Genomic DNA, 24641 nt, shown 5'->3' with positions numbered 1-24641 from the left:
TGAAATGAGGGAGCAAAAGAGTGGTAGAGAGTCGTAATCAAGGAGTTTTTGACACCTTTAAAAAGACACTCAAAGACTTTAATGAGCTTGTTGCTTTTGAGCATACAATTTTTTCATTACCTTTTATTATTATTGCAATGATTACTGCCTCTTATAGTGTAGAAGAGGGTATGCAGTGGTTTGGTTGGCGTCTATTTATTCTCGGAATTCTAGCGGCAATGAGTGCTAGAAATTTTGCGATGGCGTTTAATCGCTATTGTGATCGTGATATTGATATTAAAAACCCTAGAACAAAGAATCGTCCGAGTGTTGATGGACGTGTTAATTCTTTTAAGATTTTAGTATTTATTTGCCTGAATGCACTTGCTTTTATTGGGATTGCTTATTGTATTAATTTTTTGGCTTTTATTCTTTCTTTTCCGATTTTAGGTATTCTTGCACTTTACTCTTATATGAAGAGATTTTCGTCTTTAGCTCATCTTGTACTCGGGCTTTCTTTGGGGTTAGCACCCATTGCTGGAGTTGTTGCCATCGATGAGGCGATTCCTTATTGGGCAATTTTTTTATCATTAGGGGTGATTTTTTGGGTAGCAGGATTTGATATTTTATATTCTTTACAAGATGTGGAATTTGATAAAAAAGAGAATTTGCATTCCATTCCCACAAAGTTTGGGGTCAAGGGTGCAATAAACATTTCGCGCTTTTTTCATGTTTGTACTATCATTTTTTGGAGTATATTTTTGTACTCCTCTCCACTCGGGGGCATTGCGTATTTAGCTGTTGTTTTAAGTGCGGCGATGTTGGCTTATGAGCATATTTTAGTGGCAAGGGATTTTTGTCATATTCCTAAAGCTTTTTTTGTCGTGAATGGCTATTTGGGTATAGCTTTTTTAGTGATTTTAATTATGGATGTAATGCTATGAGTCAGCAGAATCAATCTTGGGGGAGAACCGTTCCTGTTCCTTTAACATTAGAATTTTCGAAAATGGGCAATACTAAAGAGGAGTTATTTCCTTATGAAAAAGAGTATTCCTCACTCTCTAATATGGACACTGACCCGCTGGGACAGTATATGAAAATAGCGAAATCAAGGGGTGAAACAAAAGAGAGCGATGAGTTAACGCTTAAACTTTTGGTTGCTTTACACTATAAAATCGATGAATTGAAACGAATTATGACAAACGAGACAAGGGAGTATCTTGAGTTGCAATGTAAGGAGAATGTGCAAGCATTGGGGCATGGTGTTGTGATTATGCCAAAGGTATTGTTTGAAGTGGGGGCAATTTACTACGCAAGGATTGACCTTCCTGTTTTTCCGCAAAGGATTGTTCCCCTTTTTTTAGAAGCCGTAACGAGGGAAGTGGCAAAGGTAAAAAAAATGCATGAGCGAGATGAGCGGGATTGGGATGGTTATATCACCTCCAGAGAACGTGCTATAATTCGTGAATTAAAAGGTAATTAAGGATGGAAAAATGTTAGAGAATTTGGTTTGGATTGCTATCATTGGAATTGTTTGTGCCCTTTTTTGTATTTTGGTTTATATTTACATTAAAGATTTAGAAACAATGAAGCTTCTTAAACAGCAAGAAAAGATTATTGACGAATTGTTACGTCAGATTCATAAAGTTGATAAAAAGCAAAAAGAAGATAAGCAAGATAATGATTATTCCATTGCTTTCAACACGCTTTCACGTAATTTAAAAGAAGAATTACAAGACTCTGTAAGTAAAATCTCATCTCAAATTTATGCTGAAGTAGAGATGTTGAAAGAAGAATTCCAAGAATACAAAGAGCAACTTGATGATCGATTGGGGAATTTGGAGGAAAAAATCAAAGAAGTGAGCTATTTTCCAACAAGTGCGAATGGTGTTGATGGAGAGAAAATTATCAGTATGTTTAAAGATGGCTGGAGTGTAGATTCTATAGCTAAGGAATTGCGTGTCAGTAAGGGCGAAGTGGAATTCACTTTAAAATTAGCTAATATCTAGCCCAAAAAGGGCTTAATGGCTAATCCATCTTGACATCTCTAACAAACGATTAGAATATCCCCATTCATTATCATACCACGCCATTATTTTTAGCATATTATCTGCAATGACAAATGTTAAGTCTTTTGCGATAATACAACTATGTGGGTTGTTGTAAAAATCACTTGAAACACCATAATGAGAGTCTATACTTAATATACCTTTTAGTCGTGTCAATGACGCTTCCTCTAGCATAGTATTAATGTCATCAGCATTCACCTTAGAATGTAATCTAACATTTAAATCAAGCATAGAAACATTAGGCACGGGTACGCGCACAGAATGTCCGTGCAATTTTCCTTTAAGATTGGGTAAAACAACACATAGTGCTTTCGCTGCTCCTGTTGTTGTTGGAATAATATTGATGGCCGCAGCTCTTGATCGTCTAAAATCTGTATGATGTGTGTGGTCTAAAATTTTTTGGTCGTTTGTATAAGAATGAATTGTAGTGATTGTCCCACAATTAATTTCATATGCTTCATCAAGTAGCATGGCTATAGGTGCTAAGCAGTTTGTTGTGCAACTTGCGTTGGATATAATGGATTCTCCTTGATAGAGATGGTGATTAACACCTAAAACAAAAGTCGGAGTGTTATCGGTCGCTGGTGCAGAAATAATAACTTTCTTAACACCCTTTTTAAGGTGTGATTGAAGGATATCGCTGTGCAAGAACAATCCACTTGATTCAATCAAAACATCAACTTCACCAAAGTCAATTTCTTGCGGATTCTTTTTTTGTGTGTAAATAATTGGATTATCTTGTATGAAAAGTTGATTATTTTTAACTTGGACTTTGAGATTTCTTTGATGAACGGAATCGTGGCTTAATGCATAAGCAAGCATTTCTATAGGCATAATATCGTTAATGCCTACAAGTTGTAAATCTGTAGATTGATGGACTAAAGATACCAACGCCCGTCCAATGCGTCCGCATCCATTGATAGCAATTTTTAGAGTTGCCACATTTCCTCCTTTGGATAAAATGATTTAGAATGGTATGCTAAGAGTGCTTAAAAAGCTATCAGCCTTTAAAAACCATATGCAAAATGGGGTAGGATATCAAAATAATGCAAAGACTCAATTCCTAGCAAAATTAATGTGAGTAAAACCCAATTTAGTGAACGTAGCATCTCTTTATGTAAGAATGCAGGGCGAATTTGAATATAATCAGGTGTGTGGAACGCACACCATCGCGGAAAGAATCTTGGCACTTTTTTGATGTATTCTTCGTAAGGTTCTCCAAATTTATGCCTTAGAAATTCTTCTTCTGAAGTAATTGTCGCACGATAGACTAAAAGGTAAATCACTGCCCCCACTACCAAAAAAATAACTTGAGCTTTTATGGCTAGAAGTCCGCAAAACCCGACAAAGGAAAAGTAATATAAAGGATTACGAGTAATACTATAAGGACCATAATCAATAAAGCTTTTACCATCACTCCCCTCATTTTTCATACCGCCAATAAAAATTGTTGAGTATACACGTCCCAAAACACCTAGAATGATGAGTATGATTCCTGTTGCACGAATTACCAATGCTACTGTATCACTATGGGCTGTGTAGCTAACGAGCGTCCATATAAATAAGATAGCACCTACGGCATAGGTGTAGGGAAATCTTTTAAAAGGTTTTTCCATTCTTGTCCTCAAATTTTTAGAATACCATTGTGAATCTCTGGATTTGTAGTGGTGGTTTCTTGTTTAGGTGCTTTTGTCTCCACAGTGGTTTGGATTTGATTATATTTTGGGTCAATCTTCATCCAAGAGCTTGCCGCATTCTTGATAACTTCAAGAGTGGTATCAATTCCACCAGCAAGACTAAAAAACCAATAACGATGTGCATAAATCCAATCAATTTGCCTTACCTTCAAATCCATATCTGTGTGGGCTAAACGCGTAGAAATCTTTGCTAGCTCCATCTCTTGATGGATAATGTAGCTTTGCACGATATTGTCAAAAATACGCATTTTGCTATCATTAATAAACCCATCTTTTGCTTTGTTGATTTTTTCAACGAGTCGGTCAAGCTTTTTGAAGTTAATTTTATCTAATTGTTGGGTTTTGTTTAACCTTTCTAATTCTTCAGTTGTTGCACAAATTTCTAAGAAGATTTTTTCAAGCTTTGCTTTTTGTTTGTAGCCACTTGAGAGAATGGAGTCAATTCTTTTTTGTGCTTTATTCATATTTTTCTTGATTTGTGCTGTGGAGAGTCGACTAACGTTGATTGGTTCTTTGGTGTGGCTTCTATCCACGCTTGCAGCGACTTCCTTAAAGCTAAATTCTTCAGCACCATGAATCCTCACTCCCCCTTCAGTTGCGTTAATTACGCGAATATGGCCTGGAGTTTTTGCAATCTCAAGTTCAAGGTATTTTAAGAATAAACGCCATACATAAGTACTTTGCACCTTTCCATTACCGCCATAAGCATCAAGCATAATCATATCTTTGTTTGTTGCCATTGTATCGGTTGTAATCTCTCTTTCTCCATAAACCGCTCCTTTAGAATGGCTTGTGCCATCTTTTCCATAAGCAAGGTCTTGCCCAATAAAAACGATATTATCGAATTGTGCATGTCGGATAACTTCATAAGCCATATTTGCAGCACTCATACCAACACCAACATAGCCATACTCTATTAAGTTAAAATAGAATGTGTAAGGAAATGGACGCATGGGTAAGATTTTTGTCCCCTTATTGATGGCATTCAAGGTATCTTTGTGTGCAATGGAGGTAATGAGAAAGGTAACGCCATCTTGTGCTTTTTTTGGTGTGTCTGTATAGAACTTTGCACTCTCCTTAACTCTTTCTAATGTTAAAACAACATCAGGTTTAATTCCTGCTTTTGTGAGAATGGGGAAGGAGGCGTCAATACAAAAAATAGTTACAAAAGGAGCAATGTCTTTTAGAATGGGGAGTTGCTTGTGTAGGCTTGGACCTGTGGAAACAATAATTGCTGTTGCTGAAGTTTTTGCTTTTTGAACAAAATTCCTATAAGTTGGACTCTCAATCATTGTTTTCATATTTAATAATTGATGTTGCAATCCCACAACAGAGTCATTTGCGTCATTCCCCATTGAAATAACAATACTTTCAATCACTTCTACAAAAATGCGATTTAAGGTTATAATTTCTTCTATGTAGCGATTATAATAGTTGTTAAAAATGCGTAATTCATACAGACGAGAATAAAGGGTTGATGTCGTATGTCCAAAAATATATTCCGCAGTGATTTTATCGATATTTTTAAAGAGATGAAATTCAATGCGACGATTGAGAATTTCTTGGCTAAAATCAATCAAATGAAGAACATTATAAAGGATTTCAGGTTCTGGTTCTATCACAACAAGATGTTTAAGTTGTTCATTGCTATTAAGCAATAAACGATATAAGACGCCATTGCCCACACCAAAGAAATATAAATGGGGGTAAAGCTGAAGAGATGTTAATTCTTGCACTTTTTTGAGCGTTTCTTGCGAGGGTTTTCCCGAAAACATCGGCTGAAAGTCTTGCTTGTTGATAAAGTTGATATTGACTGGGTCTGAATCAATATAAGTTTCAAATTTTTCATTTGCCTTAACTCCTCGCAATTCAATGGCTGTGAGTAAATCAATAGCTTCTAACGCTTTTATATTTTTTGCAAAAATTTCTGAATGTGAATCCACATTCTGTGTGTTTTGTTGTGTATTGTCCTGTTGGTTTGTTGTTGCCACTCTGAATCCTTTAGTTTGAAATGATTTTGCTATTATACTCTATTAAAGAATAAGGAGAAATAAACTGCTCCTACAAGCCAAAGATTTTTGATAACCTTGCTATGAGAATGAATCATTGCGAATAAAACTCAATCATCATTCTTTTCTTTCTTAGAGCATGAGCTTAAAAAACTCCTCCTCCAAAAGGAGGGAAAGAGGGAAGATTATTTATTGGAGTAATTTTAAAACATTTTGTTGCACTTGATTTGCTTGTGCTAAAGCAAAACTTCCTGATTGTGCAAGAATGTTGTGTTTTGTGAATGTGCTTGATTCTTCTGCAAAGTCTGCATCCCTAATATTTGATTCAGCTGCTTTTACATTCACTTGAGTGATTGTAATGTTGTTGATTGTTGCAACAAGTTGTTGTTGAACAGAACCCAAATCCGCACGAATCATATCAAGATGTAAAGTTGCTGATTCAGCCATATCCATTACAGCCATTGCACCTTGAAGGCTTGTTACTCCAGCACCAAGCCCTAGAAAGTTTGTAGACGCAACAGCGATATTCCCATTTGCACCAATAGCTGATGCAAGGTTTGCGTCCATATTATCGCGCACTTGTCTTAGATTCACAGTTTGTTGTGCGATACCTTGAGCAGAGTGCATTCCTATAAGAGAAAATCCAGTACCACTTAAACGAATATCTCTTGAGCCATGTCTTGTGAGTGTTAGACGACCTACGATTGTGTGAGAACCGCCAGTGATACCCGCAAAGTTTCCGCCTCCGAACATGTCCCATGCACCCTGTGCAGCTTGTCCGTTTGGTGGAGGTGTTCCTGCACCACAAACGCTACCGACATTCACAGCAATTGCTCGTCCATCTGTGCTTGTGAGTGTTAAACGTCCATTGACATCAATGCTTGCCTCAACACCTGTTTGCTCTTTTACATCATTAATTGCCTTAATTAAACGTCCATCTCTATCTGCTTGTTGAACATCAATCACATCACCAATTGTAACGCCATTAATCACCAAGCCACGAATTGTTCCAGACATTAATTCGTTACTTCCGCGTCCTTCAACATTATAGCTTGCTCTAAAGCCAAGTTGGTTAGAATTTTTGTTAATCACTTCAGCTAACGCCCCAAGCCCCGTTCCTGCTGAAGTAGAGATGCGGACAGATTCTAAATCTACATTATTGATGCCATCAACTTGTAATGCACGTAATTTAATGACTTGAAGGTTATTAAGTCCTGTTGAAGCAAGCATTCCTTCAGCTGTCATTGAGCTTGTTTCAAAACGAACATGTCCAATCTTGCTTGTGTTTGTTGGTCCAATTGATGCTCTTACGGTTGTGTTAGAATATGCACCAATCTGGAATTCTTTATTTGTAAACGCACCTGAAAGCATTTCTTGCCCGTTGTAGCTTGTTGTGTTTGCAATGTTGTCTAATTCTTCCAAGAGTCTTAAAATATCGCTTTGGAGTGCTTTTCTTGTTTTTGAAGTCTGCCCATCTTGTGCAGCCTGAACAGCCTTAGCCTTTACGCTATCGAGAATCTTGATTTGTTCATCCATTGCTTTATCCGCAATTTGAATCATACCCACTGCGTCATTGGCATTTCTTGTTGCTTGAACCAATGAAGAAGCTTGGGAACGTAAGGAGTCGGCAATTGCCATACCTGAAGCATCATCTGCTGCTTTGTTAATACGATACCCCGAACTTAGTCTTTCAAGAGCAGTGTCCAAGTATCGACCATTCTGTAGTCCTACGGCATGCCCATTGAGGGAAGCCACATTAGTGTTGATTACAAAACCCATTTTGCATCCTTTGCTGAAAATTTTTGGTATTTGGAGGAATTAAAGCAATAAGCGTTCCAAAAAAGATACTTTTTTGAACAAGTTTGAATTTTTTTGTAAAATTATTCATCGTTGTTTAGTGGCTAAAAATCGGTTTTTGTTCTGAATAATGCGAGTTTTAAAGGATTGATGAGGTATGATTTTTTATCTCAAATGATTAGGAGGGGAGAATGAAGTATATTGATGGCACATTGAGCGGAAAAACGATTGTGGTGAGTGGTGGTGCTGGTTTTATTGGTAGCAATATTGCCAAACATCTTGCTTATCACCATCAAGCACGTGTGATTGTATTTGATAAGTTTCGCAATCAGCCATTAGAAGAATATTCTGCTTCACTGGGGCATTTTAAGAATCTGATTGGTTTTAATGGTGAAGTGATTGTGGGTGACATTACGAACTCTAATGATTTGGCACTTTTAGAGCCATACCCAATTGATTATATTTTTCATGAAGCAGCTATTTCAGATACGACTATGCTTGATGAAGAGCTTGTTATGCGGACAAATTGTAATGCCTTTTTAGAAATTTTGAAACTTGCTCAAAGGAAGAATGCAAGGGTTATTTATGCGTCTTCAGCCGGTGTATATGGGAATTCTCCAGCACCTAATGTTGTAGGTGAGGGCGAAATACCCGAAAACATCTATGGATTTTCTAAATTAAATATGGATAAGTTGGCTATGCATTTTGCAGAGGAGAATCCAAAAATGACAATTATAGGATTGCGATACTTCAATGTTTATGGAGCAGGTGAATTTTATAAAGGAAAAACTGCTTCTATGGTGTTGCAATTAGGACTTCAAGCTTTAGAACATAAAAAAGTAAGACTTTTTACAGATGGCAATCAGTTGCGTGATTTTGTTTATATTGAAGATGTGATTCAAGCAAATATGAAAGCACTTGAGGCAAAAAGAAGTGGTGTTTATAATGTTGGCTTTGGTAAAGCAAGAAGCTACAATGAGATTGTCCATCTTTTAAAAGAATATTTAGGAATCCACTGTAAGATAAAATATATTGATAACCCCTATAGTTTCTTTCAGAATCATACCTGTGCGGATATTGATAGTACAATGCTTGATTTGGGTTATAAACCTAGATTCTCACTCGAAGCTGGCATTAAGGCTTATAGCCGTGAAATTAAACATATCTTTAAAAAAGAGGTTCATTAGTGCTTCAGCAAATTTTGGGATTAAATCCTACACAACCGCTAATTAAGCCCTATTTTCTAGTGATTGGTGATTTAATGATAGATCATTATATATGGGGGAATTGTGAACGTATCTCTCCAGAAGCACCTGTGGCGGTTATTGAAGTGAAGAAGGAAAATCATATTTTGGGTGGTGCTTGTAATGTTGTGCATAATCTTTTATCACTTGGTGCAGAGGTGTTAGCTTGTGGTGTGATTGGGCAGGATGAAAAGGGTGAGGAGCTATTACAACGATTTAGAGAGCTGAATCTTTCGCAAGAGGGTGTAATTGTGCAAAAAGGGCGTCCTACAACGCAAAAAAGCCGTATTATTGCCTCAAATCAACAGGTGGCACGTGTGGATTGGGAGCAAAAAAGTGATATTTCGCGTGAATGCGAGGAGGCGATTCTCCGTGCGGTGCGTAAGCATATTACGCAAGCTCATGGTGTGATTATTTCAGATTATGGCAAGGGGGTTTTGACACATCGCCTAAGCCAAGCGATTATTACAGAAGCAAACAAACACCATAAAATTATCCTTGTTGACCCTAAAGGGCGAGACTATACGAAGTATCGCTATGCAACCCTACTTACACCTAATAAAAAAGAAGCATTTGAGGCAACAGGGATTGAGATTGTTGATGATTCTAGTTTGTACGCGGCGTTAAGAATGTTGAAGGAGAGTTGTGAGTTAGAATATTCACTTATCACTTTAAGTGAAGAAGGGATTGCAGTTTTACAACAAGATAAAATGTGCCAAATTCCAACGGTGGCAAAGGAAGTTTTTGATGTTACAGGGGCTGGAGATACAGTGATTTCTGCTTTAAGTTTTGCTTTAAGTTTAGGAGCAAAACTAGAATCAGCGTGTGCATTTGCTAATGCTGCTGCAGCTGTTGTTGTGTCCAAAATTGGAAGTGCAACTGCTTCTTTAGAAGAAATTATGGCACATTTTAAAGTGGGTTCTAAAGTGGGAAATTCACCTTTAAATAAGATTGTTACTCTTGAAAAATTACCTATACTTTTGCAGGAATTGCGACTTGAGGGCAAAAGGATTGTTTGGAGTAATGGTTGTTTTGATATTTTACATTATGGGCATGTGCGATATTTGCAGGAAGCAAAGAATTTTGGCGATGTTTTGATTCTTGGTGTAAACAATGATGAATCTGTGCGTGCGTTAAAGGGGGATTCTCGTCCGATTAATTCATTACAAGATAGGTTGGGTGTTTTATGTGCGTTAGAATGTGTAGATTATGTGATTGCCTTTGGTGAAATGACTCCACTTTCTTTGATTGAGATTGTGCGTCCAGATACGCTTGTAAAAGGCGGAGATTATTTTGGTAAAGAAGTTGTGGGTAGTCAATATGCGTCAAAAGTGAAACTTGTTGAATTTTTAGAAGGGTATAGTAGTAGCTCCGTTATTCAAAAAATAAAAAATTCGTGTTAACTGGTTCAATAGGGGAAAAGCTATGCGTTTGATTCTTGTTGTCTTATGCTTTATGTTTTTGATTCCTCTTAACGCCAGTCGCTTTAGAGGTGAAGTGCCACAAAAATATGCTTATGAAAACTTGCAAGAGGCTTTACTTTCTGAAAAGAATCTTATTCAGCGCGACCGCTCTCGTTTTAAAGGCGATTATATTTTGATGAGCGAGTATGGTGTGAGTAAGAATTTTCTAACAGATATTTTAGGTATCACCCCTTATCGTAGTAATTATGTTCTTCCTGCAAACTATGCTTTGAATCATCGACAAAGGCAGAATCGCACGGAGGCAAAATTCCAACTTAGCTTTAAAGCCCCCTTAGTTCGGCAAATAGCAGGACAACCCTTACTTATCAATAATAAGCCTATTACGCTTTATCTAACCTATACGCAACGATCATTTTGGCAAATTTACGATCAAGAGGGTTCGCGCCCTTTTCGCGAGAGCAATTATCAACCAGAAGTGCTTTTTCTTTATGATATTGATTTTAATCTTGCAAACTTTGGCTATCTTGAAAGTTTGGGAATTTCTTATATGCATGAAAGCAATGGGGGAGGTTTGGAAAATTCCCGTAGTTGGGATAGAATTGTGGGTAGTTTAGTGTATAGTTATGAAACTTTTAGGTTAGAAACACGATTTTGGTGGAGGATTAGGGAGCGAAGTAAACAATATCCGCTTGATGTGCATGGTGATGATAATCCAGATATTTTACAATATACTGGAAATGCGGAAGCTTACCTTTCTTATCAGTTTAATCGACATCTTTTTAGTGTGCATTTTGGGGGAAGTATGAAGCATAAACGTGGATTTGGAAGTTTTGATTATGCATTTTTGTTAGGAAATAGTGTCTATCTGTTAGTGCAATATTATTCAGGATATAAAGAAAGTTTGATTGATTATAATCGTAGTGTAGAGAGACTAGGGATTGGGCTTAAGTTATCAAGGTAAATTTGTAAGCAAAAAATTGCTACAATAAACCTCCAATCTTTAAACATTTAAAGGAGAGAACAATGAGGATGAACGGATCAGAGATGGTCATACAAGCCCTCAAAAATGAAGGAGTGAAAGTCGTCTTTGGTTATCCGGGCGGTGCGGTAATGAATGTTTATGATGAAATTTACAAACAATGTGATTTTGAACATATTTTAATGCGACACGAGCAAGCCGCCATTCACGCCGCTGATGGATATGCAAGAGCGAGTGGGGAAGTGGGCGTTGCTGTCATTACTTCAGGGCCTGGAATCACTAATGCTATTACAGGCATTGCGACGGCTTATATGGATTCTGTTCCGTTGGTGATTTTAAGTGGGCAAGTTCCAACAAGCCTTATTGGAACAGATGCATTCCAAGAAATTGATGCAGTTGGCATCACACGCCCTTGCACAAAGCATAATTATCTTGTAAAAAATATACAAGATTTACCGCGTGTCCTGAAAGAAGCGTTTTATATTGCAAGGAGTGGGCGACAAGGACCAGTGCACATTGATATTCCTAAAGATGTGAGTGCGATGGTAGGTGAATTTAACTATCCAGAAGAGTTGAATTTGCAAACCTATAAGCCAACAAAAAAGGGGAATATGAGGCAAATTAAAAAAGCAGCAGCAGCTTTTCTAAACGCAAAAAAACCTCTACTGTATATTGGTGGTGGAGTGGTGAGTGCCTCTGCAAGTGATCTTGTGAATTTGATGATGCATAAAATGCAGATTCCAGCCGTTGAAACCTTAATGGCAAGGGGCGTAGTCAAGAGCGATAATCCCTTGCTTTTAGGAATGGTAGGTATGCATGGGAGTTATGTGTCCAATATTGCGATGAGTGAAACGGATTTGCTGATTGCTGTAGGTGCTAGATTTGATGACCGCGTTACAGGAAAACTCAGTGAATTTGCACGTTATGCCGAAATTATTCATATTGATATTGACCCAAGCAGTATTAGCAAAATTGTTGAGGTGCAATACCCCATTGTAGGTGATGTCAAGGAAGTATTGCATGAACTAAACGGGTTGCTTGATGAAAACTTGAAGAATCAATGGCAGGAATGGCGTGAACAACTCAAACGTTATGATTGTTTGCATCCTTTGCGTTTTAAAGATTCTAGCTCTCCTTTAAAGCCTCAATGGGTGATTCAGCGCATAGGAGAGATTGTGGGAGAGGAAGCAATTATTTCAACTGATGTTGGGCAACACCAAATGTGGGCAGCACAATTTTATCCTTTTAGTTTTGCAAGGCAGTTTATTACAAGTGGTGGTTTGGGGACGATGGGTTTTGGTTTTCCTGCTGCTATGGGTGTTAAACGAGCAAGAGCAGACAAAATTTCTGTGAATATTAGTGGTGATGGTTCAATTTTAATGAATATTCAAGAATTGATGACGGCGGTTGAAAAAAACATTCCTGTTATTAATGTAGTTTTAAATAATAATTATCTTGGTATGGTGAGGCAGTGGCAGACTTTTTTTTACGAGGAGCGGTATTCTCATACAGACTTAAGTGCACAGCCTGATTTTGTTAAGCTAGCTGAATCATTTGGTGGTATTGGCTTTAGGGTAGAAAGTAAGGAAGAATTTGATAATGCTTTTAAGGAAGCGGTGCGACAAAATAAAGTCGCTTTAATTGAGGTTGTGATTGATAGGCTTGAGAATGTTTTACCGATGGTTCCAGCGGGTTCTGCACTTTCTCATATGATGTTATACAAGGAATAAAAATGCAACAAAGACAAGTAATTTCTATTACAGCGATTAATGAAAGTAGCGTTTTATCGCGTATATCAGGGTTGTTTGCAGGACGAGGATATAATATTGAATCTCTAAGTGTTGCACCCATTCCAGAGAGTGATCTTTCTCATATTACTCTTGCAACAAGCGGAGATTCTAAGGTTTTGGAACAAATTATCAAGCAATTACACAAGCTTATCCCCGTCTTAACTGTTACGCAGCATTCTGTGATGGTGGAGAAAGAAATGGCATTAATTAAGTTTTCGGCTGATACTCCCTTAGCTGAAATTGAAGCATTAGCACGTTCTTTTGGGGGAGAAATTGCCGCAGGGGATTCCAAGCAAGTTATTTTAGTGGCAACAAGATCACCAGCAAGAATCAATGATTTAATTGATTTGGCAAAACGATTTAAACCTAAAGAAATTGTCCGAAGTGGCGTTGTAGCAATGGAAAGAAATTAATTATAAGGAATTGATATGACTTTAAAAGAAATTACCGATTATTTGCATTTACCAAGCGTGAATGTGGAGGCAGAGATTACGGGACTTGCATCACTCAAAGATGCTAAGAATGGAGACATTAGTTTTATTAATCATTCAAAATATTTTCCATTACTTGCACAAAGTCAAGCAACAGCAGTTTTGATTTTTGAAAAAGATTTGAAGCAATTTAAAAATATCTCAAAGGCTATCCCGCTTGTGTGTGATGATCCTTACCTTGCTATTGCTTATCTTACTAAGTTGTTCACAAAACCTCCATTTGGTGCATGTAAAGAACCGCCAATAATTGATACAACTGCTGTGATTCAGCCTAATGTAACTATTGGAAATGGGACAAAAATTGGTAAAAATACGATTCTTATGAGTGGAGTAGCGATTGGCGAGGGAGTGAGTATTGGCGATGATTGTTTAATTTATCCAAATGTTGTAATTTACCGCGATAGTGTGATTGGACACCGCGTATCTATTCATGCAAATTCTGTGATTGGTAGCGATGGATTTGGTTATGCACATACAGCAGCAGGGGAACATGTGAAGATTTATCATAGTGGTATAGCCATTTTAGAAGATGATGTTGAGGTAGGTGCAAACACAGCTGTTGATCGTGCAGTTTTTGGAGAAACGCGCATTAAGAGAGGGACAAAAATTGATAATCTTGTTCAAGTTGGACATAATTGTGTAATTGGAGAACATTCCTTACTTGCAGGACAAGCTGGGCTTGCAGGTTCTACAACGACAGGTCGGAATGTAGTAATGGGTGGACAAAGTGGGGCAGCTGGGCATTTGCACATCGGCGATTTTACGACATTGACTGTTCGTTCCACCGCTTCAAAAAGTTTAGCACCTAAAAAAATCTATTCAGGATTTCCCTCTTATGAACATAGAGAGTGGCTGAAGATTCAAGCTAATTTGAAAAAACTTGCATCAGCAAAACGTTAAGGAGGGGTTGCATTAAAAAGGAACAATTCGCCTATCTTTTTTATGCGATTTTAGGCATTAATTTTGTATGGATTTTATTAGGTGCATTTGGAGTGTATGCAGATGCTTGGACGCATAACAATATTTATTATTTAGGTGCATCTGCATTATTTTATAGCCCATTTTTAGCGTATTTGGGTTATCGACTCTTTAAGATCCAGTCTTTTGCACGTTATCATTTTGAAGCGATTTTGGCTTTACTTATTGCTGGAGTGATGCTTTTATTGATTCAGGCAACTTTATTTTCTGGGCAGTGGCGTGGTGTGATTGGTGTGGCTATGATTGAGATTTTATCTTTATATATTGCTCCACCCTTGATTGTAAGCTGTGCATTAGCTTTATTTTTTGGAAGTATTGTTGTGCTAATGAATCAGACACCACAAACTTTTTTAAATGATATACGAGAGGATATGCGAAATATATTCTCTCAATTAATGACACAAATTAAAGGGATAAAAAATATGAAAATGAAAGATTTTTTGCCTCAATTTCATAAGAGAAAAGAAAAAACTATTCAAAAAGTTGAGATTATAAATGAGCAAGAAGCCATAGAAATTCAGGTTGAAGTAGAAGAGCAAAAGCGTCTACCTTCTATCAAGGAAATGCTTGAGGCAGAACGTATAAAGCAAGAGCAAGAAAATTTACAAATGTCAGAAACACAACAGACACAAGAAGAATTAAAAGAAGAGCCTAAAGAAGAGGAAGTTGCAGAAGATTTACAGCAGAAAAAAAGTCAAGATTCTTTTTTGCAAAAAACTTTTTTATCTTTGAAAACACTTTTTGAACGAAAACCGAATGATAATGCCAAATTAGACCAAACTTCAGATGATATGGAATCCTCACAAGCAATGCTTTCTCAAACAACAGAAAGTGAAGAATCACAAAATTTACAGAATGTGCCAGATTCTTTGGAGCAGACAGAAATTAAGGCTGCAGAAGAGTACTCACAGGTTGACTTAGAAGAGCCAATTAAAGAATCTAAAAATTGTTCAGATGAACAATTGACAAATAAGGCAGAACAAACAACAGAAAGTGAAGAATCACAAACTTCACAGAATGTGCCAGATTCTTTGGAACAGACAGTGCCTTTAGATTCTTTTGATAAACCCAATAATGAACCCAAAGAAAAAAAATCTGGACATACCTCTAAAGATTCTTCAGAGTCTTTAGAATCTTTAAAGCAGATTGGGCAGAAATCTCAAGCTATTTTTAAACAAATGGGGCATATGTTTTCAAAGGGTATTTCAGAATTAAATGATTCTGCAAGACAACTTCAAAATGAGATTTTTTCCAAAAAAGAAAACATAGAATTACCACAAAAAATAGATTCAAAGTTGGTGGAGAATCAAATGGAGTCACTGAATCAGGATTCTATAATAGAAGATTCAGAGGAAGAACCCAAAGAAAAAGTGTCTACTTCAAAAAATATGGTCGCCTATCCTTTTGTTAAGCTTGATGCCGCTCCTATTTCTATGCCTAAAAAAGAGGAAGGCAGAGAAACTCCGGTAAAGAATGATTTTCTTTCCATTCCCATTGTTGATATGGATGCACAGAAGGCACAAAAAACACAGGGTAGCGACCCAAATTTTGCAGGTAGTGCAGGTTCAGATTATGAGGATACCGCATTACCTGCTCCACAGAGCGATGAACAGGTTATTAGTCGCATTCGCCTCATTAAGGCTACATCTAACCCTAATCCTATCCAAAAGCCCCAGAATTCATACACACAAGAGACGAGTCAAGCACCAATACAGCAACCTTTAAATACGGGTTATCAGGAGCTTTCACCGACAGCCCTTAAGCAAAGGGCAGCGAAAAGTGTGGCAGAAAATGCATCTAAAGAAACTCCCAAAACACTAATTTACCGCACACCCCAACATTCTAGGATGGAATCTACAGAATCCATAAAAATGGAGGAGTTAGATGAAGAGGAGAATTTAAGTGAAGAACAATGGTTAAGCGAACTGAAAGATGTAGTTAAAGAAAATGCCTTAGAGATTCAGCAAGAAATTTTGCATCGAGAATCTTTACAGGAGGAGACACAATCTTTACATAAATCGTTCCTAAAACCTTTGGAAAAATCTCCTTTTAATGTAGAAATTGTGGGTGAGCGATATTCTAAGAAAGAATCTAGCACAATTACGCAGAGCTTAGAAATTGATTTTGCTTTTAAGCAACAACAAAAGGTGCGTTTGCTAAGCCCTAAGGACTTTGAGCAAGAACAAAATGCGGTGGCTGAGAATACTACAGATAATAATACAGATGGCATAGACCCAAAGAATTTTACTGATGATGTGGCATTGAATAATAATTCAGCAAATCAGACGCAGCCCATCTTTGTGCCTTATAGTGGTTTGCCTGTCTATGGTGTTGAATTTGCACAAACCCCTCATCCAGCAATTTTTAATGCCCCTCCTCCTATTATCGCACCACAACCAGTACAATCATCAATGCAGCCGCAAGCCACCCCACAACCAAAGATACAAGAATCTTTTCAGTCAAGACATTCTCAAGAAGCAAGTCCTATGTCAAATATATCCCAACCCACCCCACAGCCAACGCAATCTATGCCAGTGCAACAACCTAGCCAAAATTCAGATTTTGTTCTTCCTCCTTTGCATTTTTTGCAAGCTTCAAGCGGTGAGCCATTTGAGGTTGATGAGGCAGAAATTGACCAAAAAATTAATAATCTTTTGGGTAAGCTGAAGTTATTTAAGATTGATGGTGATATTGTCAATATTCACACAGGACCAGTTGTAACGACTTTTGAATATCGTCCAGCACCACACATTAAGGTTTCCCGTATTCTTAATTTGAGTGATGATTTAACGATGGCATTGAAAGCAAGAACATTACGGATTCAAGCCCCCGTTCCCGGAAAAGATGTGATGGGTATTGAAATTCCTAATAGTCAAAGTGAAATGATTTTACTTAGGGATATTTTGGAGAGTCGGGAATTTGTAGAATCTGAATCTCCATTAACGCTTGCTTTAGGTAAGGATATTATGGGAAACCCCTATGTTACAGATTTGCGTCGTTTGCCTCATCTACTCATTGCAGGGACAACAGGGAGTGGTAAAAGTGTGGGGATTAATGCGATGATTTTATCTTTATTGTATGCAAACACGCCAAAGCAGTTGAAATTAATTATGATTGATCCAAAAATGCTTGAATTTAGTATTTATAATGATATTCCACATCTTCTTACACCTGTGATTACTGAGCCTAAAAAAGCAATAATCGCCCTTAGTGCGACTGTTTCGGAGATGGAAAAACGATATTCAGCAATGAGTATGGCTCAAACGAAAAATATTGAAAATTATAACCAAAAAATGAGACTTGAAGGTAAAGAAACCTTACCTTATATTGTTGTTGTGATTGATGAATTAGCAGATTTGATGATGACGGGGGGTAAGGAGGTAGAGTTTCACATTGCAAGGCTTGCACAAATGGCACGTGCAAGCGGTATTCATCTTATTATTGCGACACAGCGTCCAAGTGTGGATATTGTGACAGGTTCTATTAAAGCAAATCTTCCATCCCGCATTAGTTATAAAGTTGGACAAAAGATTGATTCTAAGGTGATTCTGGATTGTTTTGGGGCGGAAACTTTGCTTGGGCGTGGAGATATGTTGTTTATGCCACCAGATGGAAGTGGGATTCGGCGTTTACATGCACCTTGGAGCAGTGAAGAGGAAATTGTAAGGGTGGTGGAGTTTTTGAAAGCGCAATGTCCTCCGGAATATGATGAAGAATTTCTTAAAAATTCAGATTCTATAGCTGTAAACCAACGTGCAGGTGGAATCGAGAATGATGATTTATATTCGCAAGCAAAGCAAGTTATTTTAAATGACAATAAGACTTCAGCAAGTTATATCCAAAGACGTTTAAATATTGGTTACAATAAGGCAGCAAATATCATTGAAGAGTTAGAAAGGGAGGGATTTTTATCTGCACCAAATACAAAAGGTGTGCGTGAGATTTTAGGAAATTAGCTTTACATTTTTACAATAAGGAATATTAATGGCAAGTTCAAATCTCCTTGTTTGGCTTAATTTTTTTGTCGCCGATGTGCGCGATGGCTTAGGTCCTTTTATGGGCGTTTTTCTTCAAAATCATGGTTTTGGCGAAGCGCAAATTGGACTTATTCACACGATAACCCACCTCCTCGCTCTAAGCCTCTCTATTCCTTTTGGAATCCTCATTGATAAGACTCCGCACAAAAAGCCACTCATTGCGTTTTGCATAGCTCTTATTATGATTTTTTGCATACTTAATCTTTTCTTTCCTCATTTCTATTTTACCCTCCTTGCACAAAGCGCTATTGCTCTTAGTGGAGTGTTTTTAGCTCCAGCATTTGCCGCCATTACGCTTGGGATTGTGGGATATAGGGATTATCCGTTACAATGCGCACGCAACGAAGCTTATAAACATGCTGGTTCAGTTTTTGGAGCTGTGCTTTGTTTCATTTTCGCATTTTATTTTGGCATTGCCTCTGTTTTTGTAATAACGGCGTGTTTAGGAGGTATTTCGTTGGTGATTTTAGGCTGTATCAAGCAAGGGAGCATCGATGATAAAATTGCGTGTGGTGCAAGCTCACGCAATATCTTGCCGAGTGGATTTTTCATCGTATTTTTCGATAAGTCTGTGTTATTTGTGAGTTTTCTTATGTTTTGCTTTCACCTTAGTAACGCAGCGATGTTGCCCCTACTTAGTCAGAGAGCTTTCACGCTTGGCATAGATACGAGCGGTGCGTATGCTGCAGCCACTATTATTATCGCACAAACAACGATGATTTTTACTGCATTTTTGAGCGGGAAGTATATCAGTGCAGATTCTCAAAATCCCTCAAATATAGAATCCCACAAGACAAGTGATACTCCTGCTAAGAGGGAGATATACACACAAAACCTACGCGTATATTTTTGGCTTTTGTGTGCATGTTTTGTTGCACTCATTGTGCGAGGTGTGATAGCGGCGTTTTTTGATGGGATTGGTGGTATGGTGTTTGTGCAGGTCTTAGATGGTGTGGGTGCGGGGATTATAGGTGTTATTTTGCCTATTTTTATAATGATTATCCTTAAAGGAAGTGGGCATATCAATACGGGCTTAAGTATTGCACTCACAAGTGGCGGAATTGGTGGTGCGCTAAGTGGGAGTATCGCGGGGTATTTCGCACAATATTATGGCTATGATTTTGCGTATTTATTTTTAGCAAGCATAGCATTTGCAGGCTTACTCATTCTTTTTGTGGGTTTTGATTTGGCATATAAAAAAGCTTAAGAGTTCAAGAGAGGGGTTGGATAAATTCTATAAGAGAATATCTGATATGACAAATGTGGAATCTTAATGGTATAGAAATTAATGCTAATTTGCAAAATCTGCAAGCAAGCAAATAGATTTAATTCAAATCAGATTTGTATCTCTAAAAAAACTTCATAATGCGATTTAGTAACGAATAGCATTGTAACTAGCAAAGCCAGGAAAGCAACAAAATCAATTTTAGCACTTTATAAGTTTATGGGAAGTTACAAAAGAGGCTATCAAATTACCACTCAAAGTAAGTGAAAGTTTTATATATTTCGCTGAAAGAGATTTTTTGAATCCCTTTATTATTTTTTACTTCTATCCCTTCCTCTGTAACATTGATTAATTCCCCTTTGCATTCTGTTTTGTCATTCAAACGAATACGGACTCTTTCGCCTACCGCGTATTGATAATGTTTTAAATTCTTGAGTTGACGCTCCACACCAGGTGAGCTAACTTCTAGCATATAATCTTGCACAAAAGGGTCCTCAACATCTAAGAGCGGTGATAAAAGGGTGCTAATTTCCTCACATTTATCAAGAGTAATGCCATTTTTATGATAAATGCTTACGCGTAGAATTTGTTGGTTATTCTCTATGGGCGTTGTGATATCGTAAAGAATACAGTCTGTGGATTCTACAATTTGTTGAATTTGCTTGGCTAGTTCTTGAGAGATTTTCACCTTCTCCCCTCCCTTTCTTTTTCTATTTGTGCAAAGAGAGCATCTAGTTTTTGGGTTTGTTTGAGTGAATTATCAAAAGCAAAGTGCAATTTAGGGCAACGAAACCAGCCTGAAGATTGCAAACAGTAATCGCGGATTGCACCTGAAGCAATTTTAAGTCGTTTTTGGATTTCTTTTTTTTCTGTTTCTTGAATAAAACTTGAATCAAGAAAAACTTGTGCGTCATATTTTCCTCTTGAAACTTCTACTCTAACTGCAACAAGTCCATTAATTCTTGAATCATTCAATTCGCAAAAACCTTCATTAATTAACTCTAGCAATAAGGATTCAAAACGTTTTTGTCTAATCTGTTGTTCTTTCATAGACTTTTACTTTTTTGAATTTCTTTATAGGTTTCAATGACATCTCCAATCACAATATCATTGAAACCATCAATCATAATACCGCACTCAAAACCTTTAGAAACCTCCCTTGCATCGTCCTTGAAACGTTTGAGTGAAGCAATAGAGCCATTATGAATTACAATACCATCGCGAATTACTCTTGCCTTGATTCCTCTTTGAATCACGCCATCATTGACAAAACAACCCGCTACTGTACCAATTTTTGGCACTCTGAATGTTTCGCGAACTTCAGCTTGCCCAGTACTTTCTTCCTCAATAATAGGAGACATCATACCGCTAAGAACGCTTTTGATTTCATTGACGAGATCGTAAATGATAGAGTAGGTCTTGATTTCTACACCTAATTCTCTTGCACGACTCTTAACAATGCCGGTAGGACGCACGTTAAAACCTAAAATCACACTCAAATCGCTCGTTTGTGCAAGTAAAACATCACTCTCTGTGATTCCGCCAACACCCGAATGGATAATATTAACCTTGACTTCATCGTTACGCACTTTTTCCAAGCTCCCTTTAATAGCTTCCAAGCTCCCTTGAGTATCTGTTTTAATGATGACTGGTAAATTTTTAAGTTGTCCCTCAGCAACCATTGCACTTAATTCGTCAAGACTGACTTTTGTAGAACGAGAGAACGCTTTTTGTCTCAAGTATGAAGAACGTTTTTCGGCATACTCTCTAGCTTTTGAATCACTATTTACAGCCATTAAAATCGCTCCTGCAGCTGGAACTTCATTTAATCCTGTTACAACAGCTACTTCAGAAGGTCCAATACTTTTGATATTTTTACCTGTATCATCAATTAATGCACGTACGCGCCCATATGTGGTATCTGCAACAATACTTTCACCAATACTAAGTGTTCCATTCTTGACAATTACGGTTGCAACTGGCCCTTTTCCTTTTTCAAGGCTACTTTCAATAACAACAGCTTTAGCAGTCGCATTTGGATTTGCTTTAAGCTCCAAAATCTCCGCTTGAATAAGGATTGTTTCTAAGAGCGTATCAATTCCTTCACCGGTTTTAGCTGAAATGTGGATAAATTCATAATCTCCACCCCATTCTATGGGTGTGTAGCCTAACTCTGATGCCTCTGATTTGAGTTTATCAGGGTTTGCATCGGGTTTATCGATTTTATTCACCGCAATAATGATGGGTGCACCGGCAGACTTTGCGTGGTCAAGGGCTTCGATAGTTTGTTTTTTAATGCCATCATCAGCAGCAATAACAATGATGACAATATCTGTAACCCCAGCCCCCCTTGCACGCATTTCTGTGAATGCTTCATGTCCCGGCGTATCAATAAAAGAAATAGCTTTTCCATTTTTTGAGATCGTGTATGCACCAATGTGTTGTGTGATTCCTCCCGCTTCACCAGAGGCAACCTTTGTATTGCGAATTTTATCTAGTAAAGAAGTTTTACCATGATCGACATGCCCCATGATTGTGACAACGGGTGGGCGAGTGCTAAGATTTTCTTCATCAGCTTCTTGTTCTTCAATAACATAATCTAAGGCTTCACTATCGCTTTCAACAATAACTTTTACCGCAAGTTCTTCAGCAAGAATCTCAATGGAATCTTTATCAAGAAAGTCATTTTTTGTAACCATCATGCCCAAATCAAAAAGAATTTTGATAACATTAGAAAGCCCACAACCCACTTTGTCGGCAAATTCATAAGCACGGATTCCTTCAGGAATTTTGATTGTATTGTCCTTAGGCTTTGGAGGTTCTGGAGGGGGCGTTGGGCGTTGGGTTTGTTTTTGTTCTTTTTTGTCCTTCTCTATATTTTTGTGAGGGCGATGAGTGTGGCTATCGCGACGCGGTTTTTGAACACGTTCAAATTCTTGTTCTTCATCATCAAAAGAATCATCACGAACAGTAAGGTCAAATAAAATCATCTCATCTTCTTCATCGTCTCCATCAAAATGATCAAAATCACGATTACTTAATAAATCAAGCCGTTGCTCGCCTTTTTTATGGCTTTGCACAATATTTTTCTTTCTTTCTGTTCGTTTCTTCTTTTTAGAGTCTTCTGTGCTAGAATTCATCAGGAGTGACGCGACTGCCTTATGGTCGCCCTTGAAAGCTGAATGTGAAGTGGTATCGGCGGATGTTTTATGGATCTCCTCACTACGTTTTTTAACAATCCTAAGCCCCATGCGCTTTCTCGTAGGTTCTCCTTTGGATTCTTGAATTTCTTGCTTAGGTGGTGCAACCTGGATTTCTTTTTGCTGAATTACCTCTTGAATTGGCTTCTTTTCTTCATCCAATGCAGGTTTCGGACTTCTTTCTATTTTAACAATCCCTCTTTTTTGCGGTTTTTCTTCTATAGGAGAATGTGTGTATTCTTTTGTTTTTGGAGATGTAGAGGGTTCTTTTTTGCCTTGAATCCCCTCTTTGTTTTTTTCTTCGTCTTGCTTTTTATCCTCTACAGACTTTGAATAGTCTTTTGGTGGGGTGCTAGCGGATATGGGGGGGTTCATAATAAATTCTTGCAATTTACCCGCTTCTTCAATCGTTATACTACTTGAAGGTGCTTTAACATTTAACCCGAACTCTATTGCTTTCTCCAATATTTCTTTGCTAGGTTTGCCTAATTCTTTGGCTACTTCATAGATTCTTATCTTTTGTGATGACAAATAATCTCCTTTAAATTCTCATCGATGACATCTTTTAAACGTTTGTCTATCTTACAAACTTTGCATATAGAATGTGCAGTTTTAGGGTGATTTATGCAATCCTTACATAGGTAAAAACTGCGCCCATAACCACGATAAAACACAATCCTGCTATAATCCTGCGATTGCAAACGGATAAGGCTATTTTGTGCGACTCGACTCTTGCATTGGATACACATTCTAATAGGGATTGGCATATTTTACCTTATTTCGGCTAAAATCAATCTGTAATTTTCTCTAATCCTCTATCATCAAAAGAAAGTTCGAAAATTTTGAAGTGAGGAAACTTAGAAGAAAGCTTTTTAGAAAGCCTCTTTACATCGTCTTTGTAGCACATATTGAAGAAACTAGAGCCACTACCAGAAAGCGTACTCATTAACGCCCCTTCTTTGAATGCGGTTTGTTGGACATCAAAAAGAATAGGAAAGCCTCGCATACGAATGTTTTGATGCAATTTATCTTTACTTGCTTCCCTCAAAGCCTCCCAGCGGTGACTGAAGAATGCAGCTGTGAGCATAGAGCTACGCGAAAGATTAAAGATAACTTCTTTTTGCGTATACTTTTTGGGTAGGCTTAGACGCGAATAGGCGGTTGAAATTGCGTGGTCGGGTACGACTACAACCGCCCTTAAAGAATCAGGAATGTTTGTTTTTAAGAATCTTACTTTATCTTTTTGTGTGAGTGCTGTTGTGAATCCACCTACGCAAGCGGGTGTGATATTATCAGGGTGTGGTTCATATTTAAGGGCTAAAGCAAGAATTTCGCTATGTGTAAAAGGTTGTTTTGCAATCATATAAGCAGAACCAATTGCACCTACAATCACTGCTGAACTACTACCAAGACCCCTTGAAATAGGAATCTCATTCTCAAATTGGAAGCGAAATTGTTCCTTAGAATTTGTAAGACGATAAAAATGTTCATAGAAAATTTTTACAAAAATGTTATCCACACAAAGTTTAGGATTCTTAGAACCCTCCCCACGAACTTGAATGCTTGTGATGCGAGAAGGTTTGATGATAGAGCGATTTTTCAATGAAAGTGCTAAACCTAGCGTGTCAAAACCAGGACCTAGATTTGCACTTGTTGCAGGAACTTTTATTGTCAATGTTATCCCTTAGAAATTTTTATGTTATTATACTCAAAAAAATACTT

At 37.6% G+C, this 24641-nt stretch carries 19 protein-coding genes and 1 pseudogene; 11 read left to right on the top strand and 9 right to left on the bottom strand.

Features of this window, described 5'->3' with window-relative positions; all coding sequences use genetic code 11:
• The first annotated feature begins 20 nt into the window (after positions 1–20).
• The 3 genes from mqnP to CCZ01_RS04215 are packed head-to-tail and all read left to right on the top strand — an operon-like array spanning position 21 to position 1988.
• Positions 21–923, top strand: coding sequence for a menaquinone biosynthesis prenyltransferase MqnP (gene mqnP / locus CCZ01_RS04225; protein WP_112051989.1), 903 nt, complete (start codon positions 21–23; stop codon positions 921–923).
• Positions 920–1462 carry a hypothetical protein gene (locus tag CCZ01_RS04220; protein ID WP_112051988.1) on the top strand — a complete coding sequence of 181 codons (543 nt, stop codon included), beginning with the start codon at positions 920–922 and terminating at the stop codon, positions 1460–1462. The genes mqnP and CCZ01_RS04220 overlap by 4 nt, the downstream gene beginning before the upstream one ends.
• 10 nt (positions 1463–1472) lie before the next feature.
• Complete coding sequence (locus tag CCZ01_RS04215) at positions 1473–1988, top strand: type II secretion system GspH family protein (RefSeq protein ID WP_112051987.1); 516 nt, start codon at positions 1473–1475, stop codon at positions 1986–1988.
• 12 nt (positions 1989–2000) lie between these two features.
• Here the strand turns inward: CCZ01_RS04215 and gap are convergent, their stop codons facing one another.
• The 4 genes from gap to CCZ01_RS04195 all read right to left on the bottom strand — a co-directional run bounded on the left by gap (position 2001) and on the right by CCZ01_RS04195 (position 7533).
• Positions 2001–2990 (bottom strand): type I glyceraldehyde-3-phosphate dehydrogenase, encoded by a 990-nt coding sequence (gene gap / locus CCZ01_RS04210; protein ID WP_112051986.1) that lies wholly within the window; start codon positions 2988–2990, stop codon positions 2001–2003.
• A gap of 65 nt (positions 2991–3055) precedes the next feature.
• Positions 3056–3664 carry a methyltransferase family protein gene (locus CCZ01_RS04205; protein ID WP_112051985.1) on the bottom strand — a complete coding sequence of 203 codons (609 nt, stop codon included), beginning with the start codon at positions 3662–3664 and terminating at the stop codon, positions 3056–3058.
• Between the two features lie 8 nt (positions 3665–3672).
• Positions 3673–5736, bottom strand: coding sequence for a motility associated factor glycosyltransferase family protein (locus CCZ01_RS04200; RefSeq protein ID WP_258436633.1), 2064 nt, complete (start codon positions 5734–5736; stop codon positions 3673–3675).
• Between the two features lie 207 nt (positions 5737–5943).
• On the bottom strand, positions 5944–7533 hold the full coding sequence (locus CCZ01_RS04195) for a flagellin B (RefSeq protein WP_112051984.1): 1590 nt from the start codon (positions 7531–7533) through the stop codon (positions 5944–5946).
• A gap of 209 nt (positions 7534–7742) precedes the next feature.
• Here CCZ01_RS04195 and rfaD point away from each other — a divergent pair, with 209 nt between their 5' ends.
• From rfaD to CCZ01_RS04155, 8 genes and pseudogenes are all read left to right on the top strand, one after another.
• Complete coding sequence (gene rfaD / locus CCZ01_RS04190; RefSeq protein WP_112051983.1) at positions 7743–8738, top strand: ADP-glyceromanno-heptose 6-epimerase; 996 nt, start codon at positions 7743–7745, stop codon at positions 8736–8738.
• Positions 8738–10198 (top strand): D-glycero-beta-D-manno-heptose-7-phosphate kinase, encoded by a 1461-nt coding sequence (gene rfaE1, locus CCZ01_RS04185; protein ID WP_258436630.1) that lies wholly within the window; start codon positions 8738–8740, stop codon positions 10196–10198. The genes rfaD and rfaE1 overlap by 1 nt, the downstream gene beginning before the upstream one ends.
• A gap of 22 nt (positions 10199–10220) precedes the next feature.
• A complete protein-coding gene (locus tag CCZ01_RS04180; protein WP_112051982.1) occupies positions 10221–11180 on the top strand; it encodes a phospholipase A in 960 nt (319 codons plus the stop codon).
• 62 nt (positions 11181–11242) lie between these two features.
• Complete coding sequence (locus CCZ01_RS04175; protein ID WP_112051981.1) at positions 11243–12928, top strand: acetolactate synthase large subunit; 1686 nt, start codon at positions 11243–11245, stop codon at positions 12926–12928.
• Positions 12929–12930: 2 nt separating this feature from the next.
• Positions 12931–13401, top strand: coding sequence for an acetolactate synthase small subunit (ilvN, locus tag CCZ01_RS04170; protein WP_112051980.1), 471 nt, complete (start codon positions 12931–12933; stop codon positions 13399–13401).
• Positions 13402–13416: 15 nt separating this feature from the next.
• Positions 13417–14379: a UDP-3-O-(3-hydroxymyristoyl)glucosamine N-acyltransferase gene (gene lpxD, locus CCZ01_RS04165; protein ID WP_112051979.1), complete on the top strand. Its 963-nt coding sequence runs from the start codon at positions 13417–13419 to the stop codon at positions 14377–14379.
• A 2429-nt stretch (positions 14380–16808) separates the two neighbouring features.
• A pseudogene (locus CCZ01_RS11005) lies at positions 16809–18413 on the top strand (DNA translocase FtsK); the annotation flags it as partial.
• Between the two features lie 28 nt (positions 18414–18441).
• The gene (locus tag CCZ01_RS04155) at positions 18442–19701 is read left to right on the top strand and encodes an MFS transporter (RefSeq protein ID WP_112051978.1); all 1260 of its coding nucleotides are present in this window, start codon (positions 18442–18444) and stop codon (positions 19699–19701) included.
• A gap of 265 nt (positions 19702–19966) precedes the next feature.
• On the opposite strand, the gene CCZ01_RS04150 is transcribed toward CCZ01_RS04155, so the two are convergent.
• From CCZ01_RS04150 to thrB, 5 genes are read right to left on the bottom strand one after another with little or no spacing between them, the layout of a single operon-like run.
• Entirely contained in the window at positions 19967–20407 is a 441-nt protein-coding gene (locus tag CCZ01_RS04150) for a ribosome maturation factor RimP (RefSeq protein WP_112051977.1), read from the bottom strand.
• Entirely contained in the window at positions 20404–20769 is a 366-nt protein-coding gene (gene rbfA, locus CCZ01_RS04145; protein WP_112051976.1) for a 30S ribosome-binding factor RbfA, read from the bottom strand. Before rbfA ends, CCZ01_RS04150 begins: the two co-directional genes overlap by 4 nt.
• Positions 20766–23450, bottom strand: coding sequence for a translation initiation factor IF-2 (gene infB, locus CCZ01_RS04140; protein WP_112051975.1), 2685 nt, complete (start codon positions 23448–23450; stop codon positions 20766–20768). The genes rbfA and infB overlap by 4 nt, the downstream gene beginning before the upstream one ends.
• On the bottom strand, positions 23432–23686 hold the full coding sequence (locus CCZ01_RS04135) for a YlxR family protein (protein WP_112051974.1): 255 nt from the start codon (positions 23684–23686) through the stop codon (positions 23432–23434). Before CCZ01_RS04135 ends, infB begins: the two co-directional genes overlap by 19 nt.
• Before the next feature lie 23 nt (positions 23687–23709).
• Positions 23710–24594: a homoserine kinase gene (thrB, locus tag CCZ01_RS04130; RefSeq protein WP_112051973.1), complete on the bottom strand. Its 885-nt coding sequence runs from the start codon at positions 24592–24594 to the stop codon at positions 23710–23712.
• Positions 24595–24641 lie beyond the last annotated feature (47 nt).

It is taken from the genome of Helicobacter monodelphidis (assembly GCF_003288845.1).
Lineage (GTDB): Bacteria > Campylobacterota > Campylobacteria > Campylobacterales > Helicobacteraceae > NHYN01.
The sequence above is the reverse complement of the archived record's forward strand: the minus strand, read 5'-3'. Positions and strand labels throughout refer to the sequence as shown.

Excerpts from the sequence above, each read along its gene's own strand:
- CCZ01_RS04220 (WP_112051988.1), top strand. The coding sequence starts at position 920 with ATGAGTCAGCAGAATCAATCTTGGGGGAGAACCGTTCCTGTTCCTTTA.
- CCZ01_RS04215 (WP_112051987.1), top strand. The coding sequence starts at position 1,473 with ATGTTAGAGAATTTGGTTTGGATTGCTATCATTGGAATTGTTTGTGCC.
- CCZ01_RS04205 (WP_112051985.1), bottom strand. The coding sequence starts at position 3,664 with ATGGAAAAACCTTTTAAAAGATTTCCCTACACCTATGCCGTAGGTGCT.
- CCZ01_RS04195 (WP_112051984.1), bottom strand. The coding sequence starts at position 7,533 with ATGGGTTTTGTAATCAACACTAATGTGGCTTCCCTCAATGGGCATGCC.
- rfaD (WP_112051983.1), top strand. The coding sequence starts at position 7,743 with ATGAAGTATATTGATGGCACATTGAGCGGAAAAACGATTGTGGTGAGT.
- CCZ01_RS04180 (WP_112051982.1), top strand. The coding sequence starts at position 10,221 with ATGCGTTTGATTCTTGTTGTCTTATGCTTTATGTTTTTGATTCCTCTT.
- CCZ01_RS04175 (WP_112051981.1), top strand. The coding sequence starts at position 11,243 with ATGAGGATGAACGGATCAGAGATGGTCATACAAGCCCTCAAAAATGAA.
- ilvN (WP_112051980.1), top strand. The coding sequence starts at position 12,931 with ATGCAACAAAGACAAGTAATTTCTATTACAGCGATTAATGAAAGTAGC.
- lpxD (WP_112051979.1), top strand. The coding sequence starts at position 13,417 with ATGACTTTAAAAGAAATTACCGATTATTTGCATTTACCAAGCGTGAAT.
- CCZ01_RS04155 (WP_112051978.1), top strand. The coding sequence starts at position 18,442 with ATGGCAAGTTCAAATCTCCTTGTTTGGCTTAATTTTTTTGTCGCCGAT.
- rbfA (WP_112051976.1), bottom strand. The coding sequence starts at position 20,769 with ATGAAAGAACAACAGATTAGACAAAAACGTTTTGAATCCTTATTGCTA.
- CCZ01_RS04135 (WP_112051974.1), bottom strand. The coding sequence starts at position 23,686 with ATGCCAATCCCTATTAGAATGTGTATCCAATGCAAGAGTCGAGTCGCA.